General features: G+C 49.8%; 5 protein-coding genes. 1 reads left to right on the top strand and 4 read right to left on the bottom strand.

What is annotated here, in order from left to right; all coding sequences use genetic code 11:
- Positions 1 to 93: 93 nt before the first annotated feature.
- Genes L5M49_RS15855 through L5M49_RS15840 form a run of 4 tightly spaced genes read right to left on the bottom strand, consistent with a single transcriptional unit; the run spans position 94 to position 17,367 of the window.
- Positions 94 to 6,054, bottom strand: coding sequence for a beta-ketoacyl synthase N-terminal-like domain-containing protein (locus tag L5M49_RS15855; protein ID WP_263266404.1), 5,961 nt, complete (start codon positions 6,052 to 6,054; stop codon positions 94 to 96).
- Complete coding sequence (locus L5M49_RS15850; protein ID WP_263266403.1) at positions 6,051 to 8,375, bottom strand: PfaB family protein; 2,325 nt, start codon at positions 8,373 to 8,375, stop codon at positions 6,051 to 6,053. Before L5M49_RS15850 ends, L5M49_RS15855 begins: the two co-directional genes overlap by 4 nt.
- Positions 8,372 to 16,501 (bottom strand): type I polyketide synthase, encoded by an 8,130-nt coding sequence (locus L5M49_RS15845; protein ID WP_263266402.1) that lies wholly within the window; start codon positions 16,499 to 16,501, stop codon positions 8,372 to 8,374. Before L5M49_RS15845 ends, L5M49_RS15850 begins: the two co-directional genes overlap by 4 nt.
- Positions 16,498 to 17,367, bottom strand: coding sequence for a transcriptional regulator (locus tag L5M49_RS15840; protein ID WP_263266401.1), 870 nt, complete (start codon positions 17,365 to 17,367; stop codon positions 16,498 to 16,500). The genes L5M49_RS15845 and L5M49_RS15840 overlap by 4 nt, the downstream gene beginning before the upstream one ends.
- Positions 17,368 to 18,003: 636 nt before the next feature.
- Between L5M49_RS15840 and L5M49_RS15835 the strand changes: the two genes are divergently transcribed.
- Entirely contained in the window at positions 18,004 to 18,873 is an 870-nt protein-coding gene (locus L5M49_RS15835) for a 4'-phosphopantetheinyl transferase family protein (protein ID WP_263266400.1), read from the top strand.
- Positions 18,874 to 18,899 lie beyond the last annotated feature (26 nt).

Raw genomic sequence — 18,899 nt, 5'->3', positions numbered from 1 at the left:
GCCCTGTGCGATGTGTATAGCCAAGGCAGCGCAATTATTTGTTATTCGTTATTTGTTATTCGAGATTAGCGTCTTTCTAAGAGCGTAAACTCACTAGGCTTCTTCAATACAGATGGCGATATCTTTAACTTCATAAATTCGCAGGCCATCTTTACTCAAGTTGGCATCGCCCATAATGATGCGTTTGCCATTGTCGTCTGTCACGCTGGTAATGTGCACATCCAGTGACATCTGCTTGTTTAATGGGTTAATTTGGCCGCGATATTTCCATTTGATATCCGATAAAATCTGCCCAAATTTAGGATTGTTAAAGCCCGCGCCAAGGTCTTGGTCAATCGCATAGGTTTGCATCAGCTCGATAATGGCTTCAACCCCTAAGGAGCCTGGCATCACAGGATCTTGATGGAAATGGAATTGGAAGAACCAATCACTCGGGTCAATCGTGCGCTCGGCGTATAAATAGCCAAGGCCCGCCTTACCGCCGGCTTTCACGATTTCAGCCTTGTCGATAAAGTTAAGTTGACCGCCCGCTAAACGGTAATGTGGTTGACCTTTTGGTGCGTTAAAGCTGCGATGTTGTTTATCTAACAGATTGATTTGGCTATCGGCTGCTATGCCATTTTGCACATGCCAAGGCTGAGTGGTCTTGCCGTTGTCTATGCCTAACTGGTTTTTCAGCGCATCGCCCTTGAAGTAACCAAATACCGCTTTACCTTGGTAGAAAGGCTCGCCATCGCAGCTTAATTCAAAACTGAAATTCTGAATGATGTTGCTGCCAGCAATCACAGTCGATAACAAACGTGAGTCGTTCACTATGGTTTTGCCACGTAAATCCACATGGCGCAGTAGCTTACCGTTGCCGTCTAAGTTACGGAAAAACAGCTCTTGGCCGGGGAAGCCCAAGGTAGTGCCCATATAGCCCGAGATAAAGCCGTTTGGCTGCAGTGATATTTCCATCAGCACAGAATAGGGCATAACGGCGTGATGGCTGTTTTTATCATAATACCAAGCGTTTGCTGGCACTTCGTATTCAGCGATACACGAAGAGGGCTTTTTCAGCTCGCCGCGTTTGCCGTCAATCGCAATGACGCGAGTCGTGAGCTGCAAATCACCGCAAGGCGTGCGCGGTGGAATTAGGCCGCGATAGATACTGAAATCGGGGCCGAAGCAGTTTTCGATGTCGCCAGTGGCAAATTCGAACATGTGGTACGGCGTGAACGGTAGGGTATCGGGCACGCGGTTAGCATACTTTGAATCCGCAGGCGCGACTGGTGCGCTCACATGCTTAAGCGGCACTACGCCTTTATTGGTTGGCGCAGTTAAATCAGGCAGCTGCGCCATTAGCGGCGCCGCTAAGGATGTTGGTGTTGTCGAAACAAGCGGCGCAGCCGAAACAGCATTTTTAGCTACATTTCTAGTCGTATTGTTAGCTGTGCTGTTGGCATTATCCGCGAGGTAGCGGGTGCATTCGGCTTCTTCTTTGATCATCACCCCAAGGTTTTGGAAATCCACGACCACTTTGCCATTGAGCAGAATATCGATATTCGCCTTAGCATACGGGCGCGGGCTCATGCCGATTTCGGTGATTTCCATGCGATAGGTGAGCAGGCCAGATTGTGGCAAGACTTGACCGCGACAGCGCACTTTTTGTGATGCGTTTTCGAGCGGTTGGAAACGACCATCTTTAACACCGAGGTGCATACCAATATGCAGCATAAAGAATTGCAGTAATTGACCACAGCCTTCGGCCATTAACGATCCCGCCATCACTTGGTCGCCCTTGAAATGACACGGGAAATACCAATGATCAGCTTCGAGCTGCTTATGACCTTGAACTGAACCTAAGCCCCACGCGCCGCCATGCACCTCAAGATTGCTGACTTGTTCAATCATCAGGAATTTTTCAGAGGCAAAACACAGTGACGGCTGCAACCCATATTGGGCTTGATGCGCCGCATGGGCGCCGCCAAAACAGCCACCGATATCGGCGCCGAGCAGTTTATGGATTTGGCTGTAATCAAATTGGCTTTGCGCGCAGTTCAGTAACGGATTAAAGCGCGGTTTATTCGGATTGTTCAAGGCGAGGTTGCGCGCTTTGATTTCAGCTTCGGTGTGAATAACGCCTTTACCGTCGGCCAGTTCCTTGTCGGTGAAGAAACCGGCACAGCCGCCATCCATTTTAAGGATCAGCTTGTCGCCCACGAAACATTCGTAGGAGAAGAAGAACAACAAGGTATCGCCATTGCGGGCAAAGTGATTGATGGAAATATCGTAGCGCAGGGTGTCGCCACCGCGCGGTAAGTCGCCAAGGAAGGTCAGGGTGCAATCGAGCAGACGATAAACGCGCTCGCCTTTATTTTCAAAATCGATACCTAAGTAGCTGATCAGCATCAAGTCGCATTGACCCGATTCAACCGCCACGGCCCACGGAATTTGACCATCGACCAAATACGGCGCGTCCACAGGAATATCGTATTCCGTGGTCATAGTGCAAGGCTGATATTGGTTCATCTGGGCGTTTAATTTCGTTACCCGAGATACCAGTAAATAGTCAGTCGTTGGCAGGCGTACACGACGCGAATAGCTGTCGATAATGGCGTAATCTGGGCCAAATACTTTAGCAATATCACCTTCGGCGTACTCGACTAAATCTGCATAATCCCAAATGCAAGGCTTGCTTATCGGTGTTGGCGGCGTGTACTCAGGCACTTTTGCATGATTGGGATAAAGCGCAGGATGTGGAAGAACCGCTGTCGCAGATGCTTGAATTATGGCTTGCTGTTGTACTGGCGCAGCTTGGCCATTGACGGCTAACTCGCTGGCAAGCTGGGCTTTCATCAAGGCCTCGGCTAGTTTCAAGCCTTCAGCACGGCTTTGTAAAAAGGCTAAATGGGCTTCACGGGCGAGTTGCTGATTGCTTAAAAATGCCGCGTCTTTTAGCTCTGCTTGAGTGGCGTTTTTATTGGGCGTGCTTAGGGCATTCATTGGCATGCTGCTTAATGTCTCTTTTTGTTGAGCCGTGGTTGGGCTGCTTGTTGCAAAGCGACTCGTGTCTTTGCTCGCTATTTGGGCCAAATGTTTGCGTTGGCTGCGCGCTGGCAGTGCTGTCATGGCTTGGGCTTTTTGTTGTATAGCATCAAGACCTGCGAGCGGCGTATCCAGGATATGCTGATAGATATCGCGGCCACCGAGCGTTACTTGTTTTATTAAGTGTTTTTGCTCTGAAAGCGTTAAGTCTTGTTCAAGCCTTTGCTGCAAATTGTATGCTTGCGTGGCACTTTGGCTGAGCAGTAACTGCGAGCATTTACCTTGGCTAAACGTGGCAACGAGCGCGTGCTGCTGAGCTTGAGAAGAATGCTTGTTAAGTTGCGCTTGATTTTTAAGCTGCAACAGCGCGCTCAAAATACTCGCCATTCCCGCAGCAGCAAAATTGTGGCCTAGGGTATCAGCGGCTTGGCTGCGCTGGTTCACACTCGGCAACAGGGTATTGAGTACCAACTCTGAATCGGCAAGTTGCTCAACAGAAATACTGTTTTCAATCAAGCTAATCTGGCTGCTATTCACCTTGGCTTGGGTTAACAGGTCATCGCAAATGCGCGCTGTGTTGCTATTACCTTGTATGTCACAAATCGCGCCAAATACTTGGCCGCTGATGTGACCATAACTGTCGCCATAGCTGCTATTGGCATTAGCATTGTCAGCGGCATTACTTGGCTGGGCTGCACTTGATTGCGCTGTTGTGAGCACTAACGCGCCAGCACCTTCACCGACTTTCCAGCCTGTGTCAGTGGCAGTAAATGCCACTGGCGATACGGCGTTTTTAAGGATCACTTGCTCTAAACTGCCACTTAAATCGACGGCAGCGATCACTACGGCATCTAAGGACTCTTGGGATAACAGGTTTTCGGCCACATCGATACATCGAGCGACCGATTGCTCCGCCGCCGAAATGGTAAAGGCTGGGCCGTTAAAGTCCCAAAGGGATGCGATGCGTGACGCCATGATGTTGCCAATAAAACTGGTGTATTGGTTCAGTTTGGCGGCATCGAGCACACTGTCCATGGCGATTTTTTCAAGGGCGAGATACTCAGCTTGTGTGAGTGTTATCCCTTGTTTTTTTAGACTGTCTGCCAGTTGAGTGTGCAGATTTACGCGGCCACGGAACTGGTGTAATTCGAGTTCAGTTTCCATCGCCACTAATACGGCCACCTTGCCGCCGGGCTTTAAGTTAGCATCGCGAATCGCTTCATCGGCCACTTTGATCAGCAGCAGTTGCTGGGAGATCAGGCGGTCGTCTTCATTGGGCGGCACTTTAAAGCGCAGGAAGTCAAAATCGAACTGGTCGATATATGCGCCTTGCGGGACAGAAGGCAAACCAAAGTTAGCTAAGATCTCAGGATGTTTATCTAAGCCTTTCCAGCGTTTAGCGGGCAGCGGGATAAAAGCATCTTGCTTTGCGCTTATCGTGTTATCCAGTGCATTAATGGAGGATAAAGGCCCAAAGTGCGACGCTAAGCCAATGATATTTAATGGCGTGTGCTGGTAACTTACTGTGGCTGCGGCTTGTTCATTCTTTTTGTTTGTATTGGCAGCATAGGATTCCAGCAATAAATGCGCGTTACAGCCGCCAAAACCAAACACGGAAACACCCGCGTGGCGGCGGTCATTGCCGGCTTTATCGGGCCAAGCATGCAGTTCAGTTGGCAGATTTTTTGCGCTAAACAAGCCCTTAGGCGAGGATATCGGCGCTGATAAGTTAATACTTGGCGGCAGTCGACCCGAGCGCATGGCAAAAATCATCTTCATGATCCCCGGCATGCCCGCGGCTGTGAGTAAATGGCCTAAGTTGGATTTTGCCGAACCGATCAGCGGTACCGCAGAGCCCGCGAGTTTGTCCTCAAAAAAGCGTTCCATCGAAGCGAGTTCGACCTTATCCCCAAGCGGCGTGCCTGTGGCATGGCATTCAATCACTTCGATATTGGCAGGCAGTGTGTTTGCGGCACTATAGGCGCGCTCGAAGGCTTGCACTTGGCCCTTGCTGTTGGGGCTTAATACAAACTGGCCTTTACCGTCGTTCGACAAACCAATGCCGCTAACGACGGCATAGATGTTATCGCCATCGCGCTCGGCATCTTCTAAGCGTTTTAAGACTAAAACCCCAGCGCCTTCTCCGGCGAATAAGCCCTTGCTGTTGCTATCAAAGGGCGCCGAGATACCATGATCTGGATAGGCGTGGAAAATCGAGAATCCCATGTTGATAAAGAAGGGATCGGCGCCCGATACTGCGCCCGCAAGCATCATATCTGCCTTGCCTGTTGTTAGGTAATCGCAGGCGAGTTTGAGCGCATAAACCGAACTGGCGCAGGCGGCGTCCAGACTCAACTGAGTGCCACCCAAACCGAGCGCATCGCTGACCAGCTTTGAGGCTGTGTGGGCAACCGCGCCATTGGCGACGTTTAATGCTTGGTTATTGGCATTGAGAGCGTTAACTGAGTTGCCAAAATCAGCCAGCTGAAATGCGCTTTGGTTAAGTTTGTTTTGTAGCGCCTTTTCAACGGTTTGATGATACAGAGGCAAAAATAATTCGTTGGAGCAGGCCGTGGGGAACGACAAGGTTCCCATTACGATACCTGTGCGCGCCAGTACGGCATCGCTTGGTGCAATCCCTGCGTCTTGAAGGGCTTTACGACTGCAATCGAGTGCCCATAAAAAGCTTTCATCTAAACCGTTAAAGGCAGACTCAGGCAGTTGATAGCCCTTGGCATCAAACTCAAAGTGCTGGATGTAGCCGCCCTTATCACAGTAAAAACGGTCAGACTGACCCTGCACACCTTGGTAATCGGCGGGATTGGCATTGAGCTTTTCGCGACTGATTTGGGTGCGAGAGTCTTTTTTATCCAACAGATTTTGCCAGAAGGTTTGTGGATTATCGGCGTCAGGATACTGAGTCGCGAGGCCGACAATCGCAATTTTTGACGCACTTTTTGATGCGCGGTTTGACGCAATGGTAGGCACGGTAGTTTTATCAATAGTAGGGGAATGCTGAGAACTCACAGGGGTTCTCCTTTTGGTGATACTGCTGATGATAAAGGGGCTGCGTTAGCACTTAATGGCTGAATGAGCGGCGTGAGCGACAGCGGTACTCTGTGGCTTATCAGTTGAGCTAAACACTTGAGTAAGCTGGTAATCGCATCGGCACCCTTGGCATTGCAAGCAATGGCGACTGTTGCCTCGTTTACCGTGCTTTGGCCTGCATGGGCATGGCTGATTTTATCGATAAGTGTGCTGGTTTGCCTATCGGCGCCCACTTCGACAAATAGCCTTGCACCTTGCTCAGTGGCATTTTGAATGAGCGCACTAAAGTCGAGTGGCGAACAAAAGGTATCGGCAATCGCGCGGCCAATGCTGTGACTATCCACGGTGACTGGCGCAGTTTGCGCTGCGCTGATAAAGCGAATAGGCGAGCCATGTGCTGCCGCTTCCAGCGCCTTAGGTTTCAGTGCCTCAGGTTTCACTGCTTGAGTATAGAAATCTTGTACTTGCCCATGGACTAACATGGCAGGTGCGGTATGCATTGCCGTGACGCGATTGGCGGCAATCCCACGCTTACCTAACTTTGCAAGCAGGGCTTTGCAGCTTGTTTCGCAACCTGCAATGACGCAGGTATCACCTTGAATGATGGCTAAGTAAGCGCGAGGGAACTCTGGCAATAAAGCCTTGATTTCATTGCTGTCGGTGCGCACCACAAAGCTGTTCCACACTATGGATTCATTATCCTTAAGCTGCCATGCTCGGCGCACTGCGGTTAGCTCGCCAGAAATGGCATGGTTGAAAATATCGCTATTTTCGGTGGCGTTGATCATAGCATGGGGTGTTTGCCACACATCTAGGCTGGCCCACATGGCTGCTTCGCCCATTGAGTAACCGAGCGCCATTTTTGGCTTAATATTAAAGACTTGGGTTAACAGTTTAGTGAATAGGTAACTGGCACCCACGCCACTAATCGCTTGTTGGCTTAAGCTCATGCTTGCTGCGGTTTTTACATCTGCTGCATAAATCTGCGGTGATTGCAGCATGGCGCTTAAATCGCCTTCACGCTCCAGTTGGTGATACAGCGCGGGGAAATACTCATGCAAGTTATTGAACATATTGGCGTAAACAGTGCCAACGCCGGGATATACAAAGGTCAGCCCCGCATCCCCTAGCGGCTTAGCGGTGAAACAGCTACCCGCTGGCGTCTTAAAGTGTTGACCATGATGACGTACTGCATCATTTTCAAGCGCCGTAAGCATGGCCTTAGCTTCAAGTTTGAGGTCGTCAATCGATGCGGCCATCAAGACTAATGCCAGTGGTGCGTTGGCATCATAGCGTTCAAACCAAGCTTTGAGTTGCTCAGCGCGAAAGTCAGCGTGAAAGCCTACGCTATTTTCCAGTGTGTTAACTAGTTGCAATACTTGCGCGATGAGTGAATCAATATTGTCACCACTTATCGGCACAAACAGCCGGTTTTCATCAACAAGAGCTTTGGGCGCGATAACTTGTGTGCCTTGGGTCAGTACTAGGCTTTGGCAAATATCTTGGCCTGAATCCAGCAAGGTATCTGCTGGGTTTGATCTTGTTGCCGCTAGATTCTTTGCTACAAGATTTAGACATAAAACCCGCGCTTGATGTTGGTCGCTAAACCAATAGCCAGTTTGATGATTGGTGTCGTTTGTCTGTTTTATATCAGTAGTGCCTTTAAGCGGCGCTTGTGTTCGTGCGGCGAGGGCGGTTACACCTTGGCGCAGCGCAACAAATGCTTCGTTGAGCGTGTTGGCGATAAGCTGATGCTGAACGGTTTGTGCTGGATTACGCTTTGCCGCCGCTAATGCAGCATTAGCAACCGCCGCTGCATTAGCAACACCTATTGCCTCATTACCAGCGGCAAAGCCAGCAATAAACGCGTGGGCGTGAAGACGCAGTTTGGCGGCGCGTAAACCATCAAGCAAATACAGGGACTGAGTCAAAGGCTGGGGCAGATTGCCATCATTGAATTTAAGTTCAACGAGCTTGCCTTGCTCAATGGCTGTTGTTGCTTGGCCTAACAAGGCAGTGAGCGACCTTTGCTCATGCACTGACGGTTTATGCCCTCTTGGTTCATGAGCTGTCGGCACATGTACTGTTGATTGGTTGGCATCGGCAGCGCAAATCTGAACTCTTTCACGTTCCGCAAACGTTTCTAATACTTGGGCTGAGTGAGAGTCAAGGTTGACGGCATCGCCAAGCAACACTGCAATACGCAGTGGCTTGGCAAGCTTTTCAGTCATAGCCGTGTCAGCTATCGACGTTTCAGTTTGGCCGCTATGGGTCGTTGCTAAAGGGTGGGCTAAGTTCACTCGACTTTTGCCTCCACGCTTTCAATGGCTTTATTCGCAGCGGTTTGATTAGCAACAACTTTGTTGGCTAAGAATGCACCGTTAAGGTTTTTGCTGATGGTGACTTTGGCGTTGTTCATCTCGCAGCTTAAGCGGCCATCTTGATGATACAGCGTGATATTGGCTTCAAGGGCACGGCCAGAGTGTTTCACCACCTCGAGCACTAAATACCCTTTATCACCAAAGGCAAACGGCGCATGGGAGATAAACTCCCCAATGCTTGATGGCAAACTCGCCGCGCCATATTTGAGTCTCGCCCACACCAGCATCGCCTGTAGCAACAAATCTTCCGCAAAAGCTTGTGAGCCTTTAGGCGTGAGATTAGGCACAAAATCCCCGCAGTCTGCTAACGCAACATGGGGTAGGCTCACCTTGGCGATTAAGCTCGCATCGTCAAACTTCACCACAGACTCAATACCTTGCAGTCTCGGGCCGTGGAAAAGCGTGCCGTCGCTGTAAAGGTTGCTCGCGGTTGTGATGGCAGAAAGTCCTGCCAAACTTTGCGCGTCAAAGGCGGTTGCTTTGCTGTTAGTGGCTAAGTAATCGCTAGCCGCGTCATCAACGGCATCATCAACGACTAGGATAGCTTGATATTGCGGACGACCTTCAAAGCTGATTAAGGCACTGAATTGTCCACTCAAGTACTCGTCAGAATCTTTCGTGGCTTTATCCGTTAACGCAATCGGTGCAAGTTCAAGTTCCAGCGTGATGGGGGTTGCACTTTCTAACACTCCATTTTGTAACACGGCAGTGTCGAAAATAATGCCCTTCAATAGCTTGTAGCTTTGCACTTTGACTGGTTGCTTAAGCACATCAAAGGCGGCTTCACGCATCCACTGAATCGCGCACACAGTCGGTAATACGGGATTACCGTTAATGCAGTGATCTTCAATAAAGATCATTGCCTTAGGGTCCAGTGTACGCTGCAGTTTTACAGCGCTTATATTTACTGCGCTTGGATTTAAAGCGTTAAGCAAAGCATGCGGACCCGACGAGTCAGTGGTCAGATCCGCTTCAGGCTTTTTTAGATTGCTACCTTGAGTTGCTTGCTCGTCACTTGGAACTGTGCCTTGCATATCAGTACCGACCAGCAATTGTGCGCCTGTGTTGCTCAGTAATTGGCTCGCAAATAACTCAGCACCCGCCTTTAACGGGATCACATAAACACCGCGATCCATAAACATCTTTTTCAGCGCAGGATTCACCATGCCGCCGTCCCACGGACCCCAATCGAAGCTCATCACTTTGGCATTTGGCAGTTGCTGCGCCAGTTGCAGTGCGGCTTTGTTGAGTATGTCGTTGGACATGGCGTAATCGCTTTGGCCGGTATTACCGTAAAAACCCGCCGCCGAAGAGAACAGGGCGATCAGTTTTACTTTATCTAAATCCAGTGCGGCAAGCAGATTGCTAATGCCTGTGACCTTAGTGCCGTACACCCGTGCTAACTCATCTAAGGTCTTGTCTTGGATGTGTTTATCGGCGAGTACGCCCGCACCATGGATGATGCCGGTAATAGGTGATAACTCGGTAATCGGCACTATCGTGCTGGCGATTGCGTCTGGATTGTTAACATCGAGGCTTAAGTACTCGGCGCTCGCGCCCACGGCGGTAAAGGCTTCTAGTGCGGCTGCAATTTCTAGGCTGCTTTGAACTGGCCATACTAAGGCATCCACTTGTTTTGGCGTGGGTTTCTCGCCCAAGCTTTGAATGTGGGCAATAGCTGCGGCTTTAAGTTCGCTGTTATTTTTACCCTGTGCCCAAGCGGGAATGGTTTGTTGGCTGCTTCTGCCAGCAAGGATAAAGTGCGCCTTGCTGCGTTTTGCCAGACTCAAGGCACATTCAAAGGTCACGCCTTTTGCGCCACCGGTCACCAGTATTTTATCTGCACTCGTCAAGTTTGCCGCGCTGTGGCGGGTATCAGCCTTGCCAGCAACTAAGGTTACGCGCTCAAGTGCTTGGGCTGCGCCTTGGCTAACACCGACTTCCAATACGTTATCGGTTGCAAAGAGCTCAGCGATCACTGCATTGGCCAGTTGCTTGGCATCAAGTGCTGGCGCGATATCTAAGGCGCGGCAATGCACGCTTGGCCACTCGTGACTCAAGGTTTTAGTCAGACCTGCCAATGCCGCTTGGTTTAACTCGCTGCGGGCAATTTGGCTGTGGTTAAGATAACCAAAGCCACCGTCGATACGACTGACGCTGATAAAACTACTACCAGTATTGGCGGTTGCTGCTGTTGTTAGCAGGGGTTGTAAGTGCTTGGCGAACAAGAATGCTTGCTCGACCGACGCTTTGGCGGCACTGGACAACACTAAACCTTTAGTATCTGCTGAGGTTTTATGTTGTGGTTGCAGATGAATAAAGCCTGCAACTGTACCTAAGCTTTTGATCTCATTAATCACTGCGCTGATGCTGGCATCGTCAATCGCCGCCAATGTGAAGCTGGCAATGTGGCTATTGAGCGGTGATGCACTGGCTACAAGGCTTTCTGGCGAGCGCACAACCGCAACCGTTAGACCTTGAGCATGCAATTTCTCGGCAAGTACGCCAGCATTGTGACCATCATCGCTAATGATAATGCAGGCATCTTTAGCAAAAACGCGTGGCAGAGCTTTTTGCGCTGATTGCTTTGACGATTGCTGTGGCGATAGTTGCGTTAGCTCAGCCGCCGCTGGCAACTTTTTTAGCACCACCTCACTATGTGGGGGTAAATCGATAGTAGGTTCAGGCTGAACGACAGCGCTAACTGGCGCGGCATTCTGGCTTACCGCGTTTTGGCCTAGCTTTCTTTGCATATAACTAACGATTTCACCTAAGGTGCGACACTCGGCCAGATCTTCAGGATTGAGTTCAGGCAAACCTGGTAGCTCGTCTTGTACTGTGCCTAAGATTTCAACGCGCTTGATGGAATCGATACCTAAATCGGCTTCCATATCCATGCTGAGTTCCAGCATTTCAGTGGGGTAGCCCGTCTTGTCGGCCACCACTGACATCATGGTTTGTTGGACTTTTTCAGCGCTTAAACCGTTATTCGCTGGAACTTGTGCTGGCGTTGCTTCAACTTTTGCCGCTGGTGCAACTGCTACCGCGCTAACTACTGGCAATTTGCTGTTCATGTAGTCAACGATTTCGCCTAAGGTGCGACACTCGGCCAGATCTTCAGGATTCAGCTCAGGTAAGCCCGGTAGCTCATCTTGCACTGTGCCTAAGATTTCAACGCGCTTGATGGAGTCGATACCTAGATCGGCTTCCATGTCCATGCTGAGTTCCAGCATTTCAGTGGGGTAGCCTGTCTTGTCGGCGACCACAGCCATCATAGTTTGTTGCACTAACGCAGCGCTTAAACCGCTGGCGGCAGGTGCGGCAGTTGTCACATGAGTTGCTACGATAACTGCGCCCGCTGCAGGCAGCTTGTCATTTTGTGTAAGCTTACTTTGCATGTAGTTAACGATTTCACCCAAGGTGCGACACTCGGCCAGATCTTCTGGGCTGAGCTCAGGTAAACCCGGCAGCTCGTCTTGCACTGTGCCTAAGATTTCAACGCGCTTAATTGAATCGATACCGAGATCGGCTTCCATATCCATGCTGAGCTCCAGCATTTCAGTCGGATAGCCTGTTTTGTCAGCCACCACAGCCATCATGGTTTGTTGAACAAGTGCAGCACTTAAACTATTAGCGGTAGGAGCGGTTGTCGAAACTACAACTTGGCCAGCCGCAGGCAGCTTGCTGTTCATGTAGTCAACGATTTCACCTAAGGTGCGACACTCGGCCAGATCTTCTGGGCTGAGCTCTGGTAAACCCGGCAGTTCGTCTTGTACTGTGCCTAAGATTTCAACGCGCTTAATAGAATCGATACCTAAATCGGCTTCCATATCCATGCCAAGTTCCAGCATTTCAGTGGGGTAACCTGTCTTATCGGCCACCACTGCCATCATAGTTTGCTTTACTAACGCAGCGCTTAAACCGCTGGCTGCAGGAGTTGTTGGCGTTGTTGTAGAAACTACAACTTGGTCAGCCGCTGGCAATTTGCTGTTCATGTAGTCAACGATTTCACCTAAGGTACGGCACTCAGCCAAATCTTCTGGGCTGAGTTCAGGTAAGCCCGGCAGCTCGTCTTGCACTGTGCCTAGGATTTCAACGCGCTTAATCGAATCGATACCTAAATCGGCTTCCATATCCATGCTGAGCTCCAGCATTTCAGTCGGATAGCCAGTCTTGTCAGCCACCACAGCCATCATGGTTTGTTGTACTAACGCAGCGCTTAAACCGCTCGTTGCTGTTGCCACAGGTGTCACTTCTGGCATCACTACAGCAGGCATGACTAATGCAGGAGCGGCAGGAGCTGCTGGCGCAACTTGTACTGTCGCAGCAGGCGCATGAGCAACGGGAGCGGTTTGCACAACAGGTGCAACAGGTGTGTTAATTGCTGGTCTCATCGCAACAGCCTGAGCCGCTACTGGTGCGGCATTGTGCGCAACTGTCGATGCAGCAAAAGGTGCTGGAGCCGGCGCAGTTGCTCGTGGCTGACTTGCAACTGCTGGAGTAAAGTTAATCGGCGCATTGTTTAACATCGCCAAGGCCGCTTGGCTGCTACTGCTTTGTAGCTGCATAAATTCGGTGTGGCTTTGCAGGGTTTGCGCTTGATGCTGGTGGAACATTTCCATCGAGCGTTGCAGGCTTTCAGGGATTGCAATGCCAAGGCTTGCCATCTTGGCTTGTTCAGTCATCAGTGTCGTGAAGGTATCGCCGTATTGCTGCGGGATAGCTAAAAACTGTTGATGCAACTGCGCCGCTTGAGATTGTGCGCTGAAAAATGCCGTTAATGCATCGCCGCTGACGCTTGGGTTCAATTGCGCCGTCGCTTGTTGCTGGTGATTGCTTAAGCCTTGCGTCACGCTTGGGGATCTTTGTTTCATTTCAACAGTTGCCACTTGATTCGCTTCCGCTTCTATTATTTTTTCAACCACTTTTTCGACGATGACTTCTTTCTCAACGATTTTTTCGACTTCTCTTTCGACAACCGTTTCAACAATGCGATCCACATATTGCACTTGGCTAGTCACGCAGCCTGTGGCGAGGGATTTGGCCATCTTAGCTTTGGTCGCAGCACTAATATGGTTAGTGGCGGTGAGTTTGATGTTCATCGCCGATGGCGCTTCACGCTCGGCAATCTCTTGTGACGTGACGGCTTGATAGGGGTCAACCTCAGTTAACGCCACGCCGGCTACCGCGAGTTGCACTGCGGCTAAGCGTAATTGACTGTCACTGTCGCCCTTAGGATTAGGGTTCATGCTGACAAGACAAAGCTCATTTAAGTGTTCGCCTAAGGTATTTTCAACTAACTTTTGCAGTATGTTCTTAGGGCCAAACTCAACAAACACACGGGCGCCAGCGTCATACATGGCCTGCAGTTGTTCGCTAAAGCGAACCGATTGCAGCATATGTTGTTTGAATTCTGCTTTAATGGCTTTGCCATCGCTTGGGTGCAATTGACCCGTGCCGTTGGCATAAAGTGCGACAGAAGGTGCGCTGAATTTAGCTTTATCAATGGCTTTGGCAAATGGCTTTTGTGCGTGTCCAACCAATGGGGTATGGAACGCGCCTGAGACAGGCAGGGCAATCACTTTAAAGCCCAGTTCGCTAATGGCTTTAGCGGCCAGCTGAGTTTGCTCTGTGCCACCTGCGATAACTAATTGTGTTGGCGCGTTGTAGTTGGCAATTTTAACGCCATCAAACTGGGCTAAACAGCTATTGAGCGCATCGATATCATTCTTTTGCTTAAGAATGATGGCGAACATTGTCCCTAAGTCAGTTTGAGTTCCAGTGTCTGCGGCTTTACTCGCGGTATCGCTCGGCACTTGCGCCATGGCGTGCCCACGGGCGAAGGCCAGTTCGACGTAATCTTCATTGGAAATCACGCCTGCCGCGCAAAGGGCTGACAGTTCACCAAAGCTGTGACCTGCCACCATATCGGGGGCAAACCCCGCTTGCGTTAATAACGAATATTGCGCCATTGAAACCGCGCCTATGGCGCTTTGGGCGAACAGGGTATTGGTCAGCGCCGCTTCTTGGGCTTTCACCGCATCGGCATCGAATGCCGGAATAGGGTAAAGGATGTTGGATAACGGTGTTTGGCCGTGGTGAGCAAATACCTTATCGCTGGCCATCACTTGTTGGCGCATTTCAGGGAAATGGCAGGCGAGTTCGCGGCCCATGTTGAGGTACTGTGAACCTTGACCGGCAAACAGGGCGGCTACTTTCTTTGATTCATTCTGAGCCACTAAGGCATGAGAGCGGTAGCTGATACCAGAAGGTAATTGCCACACTTCAATTGCATTGGTTTCTAAATGCGCAATCGATTGATTTAACTGAGCTTGCAGCTGTGCGATATCCTTAGCCACAAAACCTAAACGGGCATCTGTGCTTGCCAGCACGCGCAGCGGATATTGCTGAGCGATAGCGTTCAGACTCGCAGCGCTGCTCTTATTCGTGTTTGCGCTCGTGTTCACGCTTTGGCTCAGCGCAGCTTTTAACTCGCTAAGCAGCGCGGCTTTATTGGCGGCGGCAAACAATAGTGTCTGCGGCACACTGCGCTGACGATATTGCTCGTCACGGCTATGCTCAGGTTTGTATTCTTCTAATACGAGATGGAAGTTGGTGCCGCCAAAACCAAAGGAGCTGACGCCAGCACGGCGCGGTGTTGCATCGGCGCGTTGGAACCATGGGCGCGTTTCGGTATTTAAATAGAATGGCGAACTTTCGATATTCAGTTTTGGATTAGGCTGGCTGACGTTAATGGTCGCAGGCAATACCTTGTGATGCAGTGCCAGCGCGGCTTTTATCACCCCCGCAGTACCCGCAGTTGATTTAGTGTGGCCCACTTGGGATTTCACTGAACCTAACGCGATATGTTGATTTGTGTCGTTGCCTTGGGCAAATACTGATTTTAAGCCGTTGAATTCAGCTACATCACCTGCTGCAGTACCCGTGCCATGGGCTTCAACTAAGCCAATGCTGTGCGGGGCAAAACCTGCATCGTCGTAAGCGCGTTCGAGAGCTTTAGCTTGGCCTTCGGGGCGCGGCGCATAAATACTCTTAAACTTACCGTCCGATGAGGCGCCAACGCCTTTGATGACGGCATAAATTCGGTCGCCATCGCGCTCGGCATCTTCAAGGCGTTTAAGCGCGACCATGCCGATCCCTTCGCCGATCATCATGCCTTTTGAATCGATATCAAAGGGTTGAATGGTTTCATTGGTGGTGAAGGCTGGCGTTTTTGAGAAGCTCATGTACATGGACGGCGAGTTATCGGTACAGACACCACCAGTGATCATCATGTCGCTGCGACCTTCGGTCAGTTCCGTCAACGCCATACGCATAGCGGCAAGCGAGCCCGCACAGGCAGCATCGACCACACAGTTCATACCGCCAAAATCAAAACGGTTGGCGATACGGCCTGCAATCACGTTGCCTAAGGACCCAGGGAAAGAGTTTTCTTCCCAGTGGATATATTGGTCTTGGAACTTTTTGATCAGCATTTCGCTGTCTTCATCGCTCAGGCCGCTGCTTTTGAATACTTTTTTAAGCACTGGATATTGCAGGCGCGAGTTCAAGCTCTGACTGATTTTTTGACCACCGCCAACCCCTAGGGTAATGCCGATACGATCACGATCGTAATCGGTGGGCAGATTGGCGTCGGCAAGCACTTCTTTGGCGACAATCAGCGACAGCAGTTGCGAGGTATCTGTCAGCTCAAGAATATTGGGCGGCAGACCGAATTCCATTGGATTGAAGTCGACTTCTGGTAAAAAACCACCGCGTTTACAGTAGCTTTTATCGGCTTTGCTTTTGTCGGCATCGTAGTAATCTTCGGCGCGCCAATGGGTGTCTGGGATGTCAGTAATGGCATCGATTTTTTCGCTGATCAAATCCCAAAATTTATTTAAATAACGCGAGTTAGCGAAGATGCTGGCCATGCCGACGATGGCAACGGGCATATCTTTTAAACGTTTGTTGAGTCGTTTATCTTTTTTTGACTCTTTCGTAGAATCAGTTGCTGAATTAGGTACAGAAGGGGTATGGCTCATAAAGAGTCTCCACGGGTCGACCTGGATACGGTGACCTTGTTTTGGGATTTAGCCGCGTTTGTCTTTGGCGTGCCATGGGCACCGGGAAAACGGGCTAAGAAGGTGTGATAGTTGCGAACGAGCAACTTTCGTAAATGAAACGGCCCATGTTTAAGGACATAGGCGATATATCTATTGGTCGCTTGGGTATTGCTGTCTTGATAAATATCGAGGTAAATCCAATCACTTGCCGTGTCTACGCCTAATAGTACTGAGCTTGGAGCTTGCTCAGTGAGCTGCGGCGGTATGGTGAGTGACACCACTTGCACCACAGTATTGCCGTCGGTACTCGGCAATGCGAGGGCTTTGGCCAAGGTTTCTGGATTGACCGTATAGGTTTGGATATCGCTGCCTTGCGTCACAGGCAATTGATTAAAATAGCGTTCGGGGACTTGCGGTGCTTCAAACTCATCGAGCCGCGATATGCCGTAGCGTTTTAAGCAACGGGCAAGGCCGGAGCGCGACACATTGGGATTAATAAAGGTTTGGGTGACGTTGAGCAATCTATCTAAGGTGAGTCTGAGTTGGTAGCGTAATCCCACCACCACATATTCTTCCATCGGCGTGAGCGTGGTATTGAGGTGGTGGGGCGTATTCGAACTGTTGCTGATGGACTCACGCTTCCGCCACTTACGCACCGTTGCCTCGGTGATATTTAAAATTTTTGCCAGCTGGCTGACGCTCAGATCCGATTGTTGGATAAAGAGTCGCATTTCAGGCGTAGTGGTGGCGTTGCTATGCCGAGGTGCGCTGTCTTTTTTCGCCGCTTGAGTCGTGCTCTTGGGGGCGTAAGACGGCGCTTTAGATTGAGAGTCGCGAGCTGCCATTAATAATAATTATCATCCGACATAATCTATTGGGACTGAGAAGCCATTTTGGCTGAGTCAGCTGTGGCACTCTTGAAGAACATAGTGACACTCATCGTAAAACCTGTGCTTATCATCTGTGTCACTTAATGGGGATGCAGATTACCTGAGGTTTCGGGTCGATACAATCATCTGGGACTGGAATTTATTGGCTTTCGTTGAGTAATGGTATTTTCTGTGCGTTATGTTGGGTTTTCGTTGACCGCTTGGGCTTTTTAATACTTTGATAGTGGAAGAATTAAATTTTTAGGGGCGATAAAGACCGCTTTTTTGAGTTAGCGGGGTAAAATAGCCCAATATTGGCTTACTGCCCTTTCGTCATGAATGAGACTGTGCTGCTAAACCTGTTAATTTTGGCGCAAAATCTTGGCGCAATTGCAGCAAAAATTTGCGCTTAGGATGGCGTTCAGAGTCGTTCTAAGAATTGCTCTAATTAGAGTGCTGCTAAGAATTGAACTTGGGCTTAGTTGAAACTATTTAAGATGCATAATGAACTCAAATAATGATGAACCCAGATAAGAATGTTGCTAAGTGCTCTCCAAAAAGCCAGACAATGATAACCATCAGCCGCAAGGCTTTGTCCTGCAAGGCTCTCAAATGACCGACTCCAGAACATCTAGCAAAAACGGCGTGAATGTGGATCTATTTTTTATTCCACTGAGCGATATTTCATTGCCGCAAACATCACTCGCTCAGTCTTGGTTAAGTGATGATGAACTCGCTAAGGTCGCGCGTTATCGCGATCCCAAGGCGCAAATAAAGGGATTACAGGTCAGGGCAGCGTTGCGGGCCGTGTTATCTCGCTATGCGGATTTATTGCCACACGAGTGGTGTTTTGAATATGGCGCTAAGGGTAAGCCGAGTTTAACGGCAAAATTGCAACAGCAAACGGGGCTTGAGTTTAACTTAAGCCATAGCGGCGATTGGTTATTGATTGGTGTGACTCAGTTTCATGGTGTTGAGTCTGGTTTATTTGGGGTCGATATTGAAAGATCGCGGCCGAAGACGGATATCTATCCAATCCTAAATCATTATTTTTCTCCCCAAGAAACGTCAGCCTTGCTCGCTCTCGCCGATGAAGCGAGTCAGCGGCAGCGCTTTTTCGATTTATGGGCGTTAAAGGAATCCTATATTAAGGCGACTGGCCTAGGTTTAGCGCAGTCGCTTAAATCCTTCGGCTTTGATCTAAAGCCATTCGAGCAATTGGTGGCCGGATTGGTTGAGCTTAGATGCCAAGATGCAGCGTTGATGCCGTTCTATGGTGTGGCGCCTTTGCTGAGTGTCTATCCTAATATCCCGCTGCAAACCATTGATGCAAGTTCATTGTATTGGCAAACCTATTTTGGGCGTTTGACCGAGGAGTACCGTTTTGCCGTGAGCTTAGGGCATGCTGGTAACACCGAGATTTCCATAATGCTAACGTCGCAACTGAGCAACATAGAAGCCTTACTTGCCGATTATGGTTAACTTGTCTTATTCATCTTCGGTTAAAC

This window comes from Shewanella sp. SM74 (assembly GCF_025653725.1).
In the GTDB taxonomy this organism is placed as follows: Bacteria; Pseudomonadota; Gammaproteobacteria; order Enterobacterales; family Shewanellaceae; genus Shewanella; species Shewanella oncorhynchi.
The sequence above is the reverse complement of the archived record's forward strand: the minus strand, read 5'-3'. Positions and strand labels throughout refer to the sequence as shown.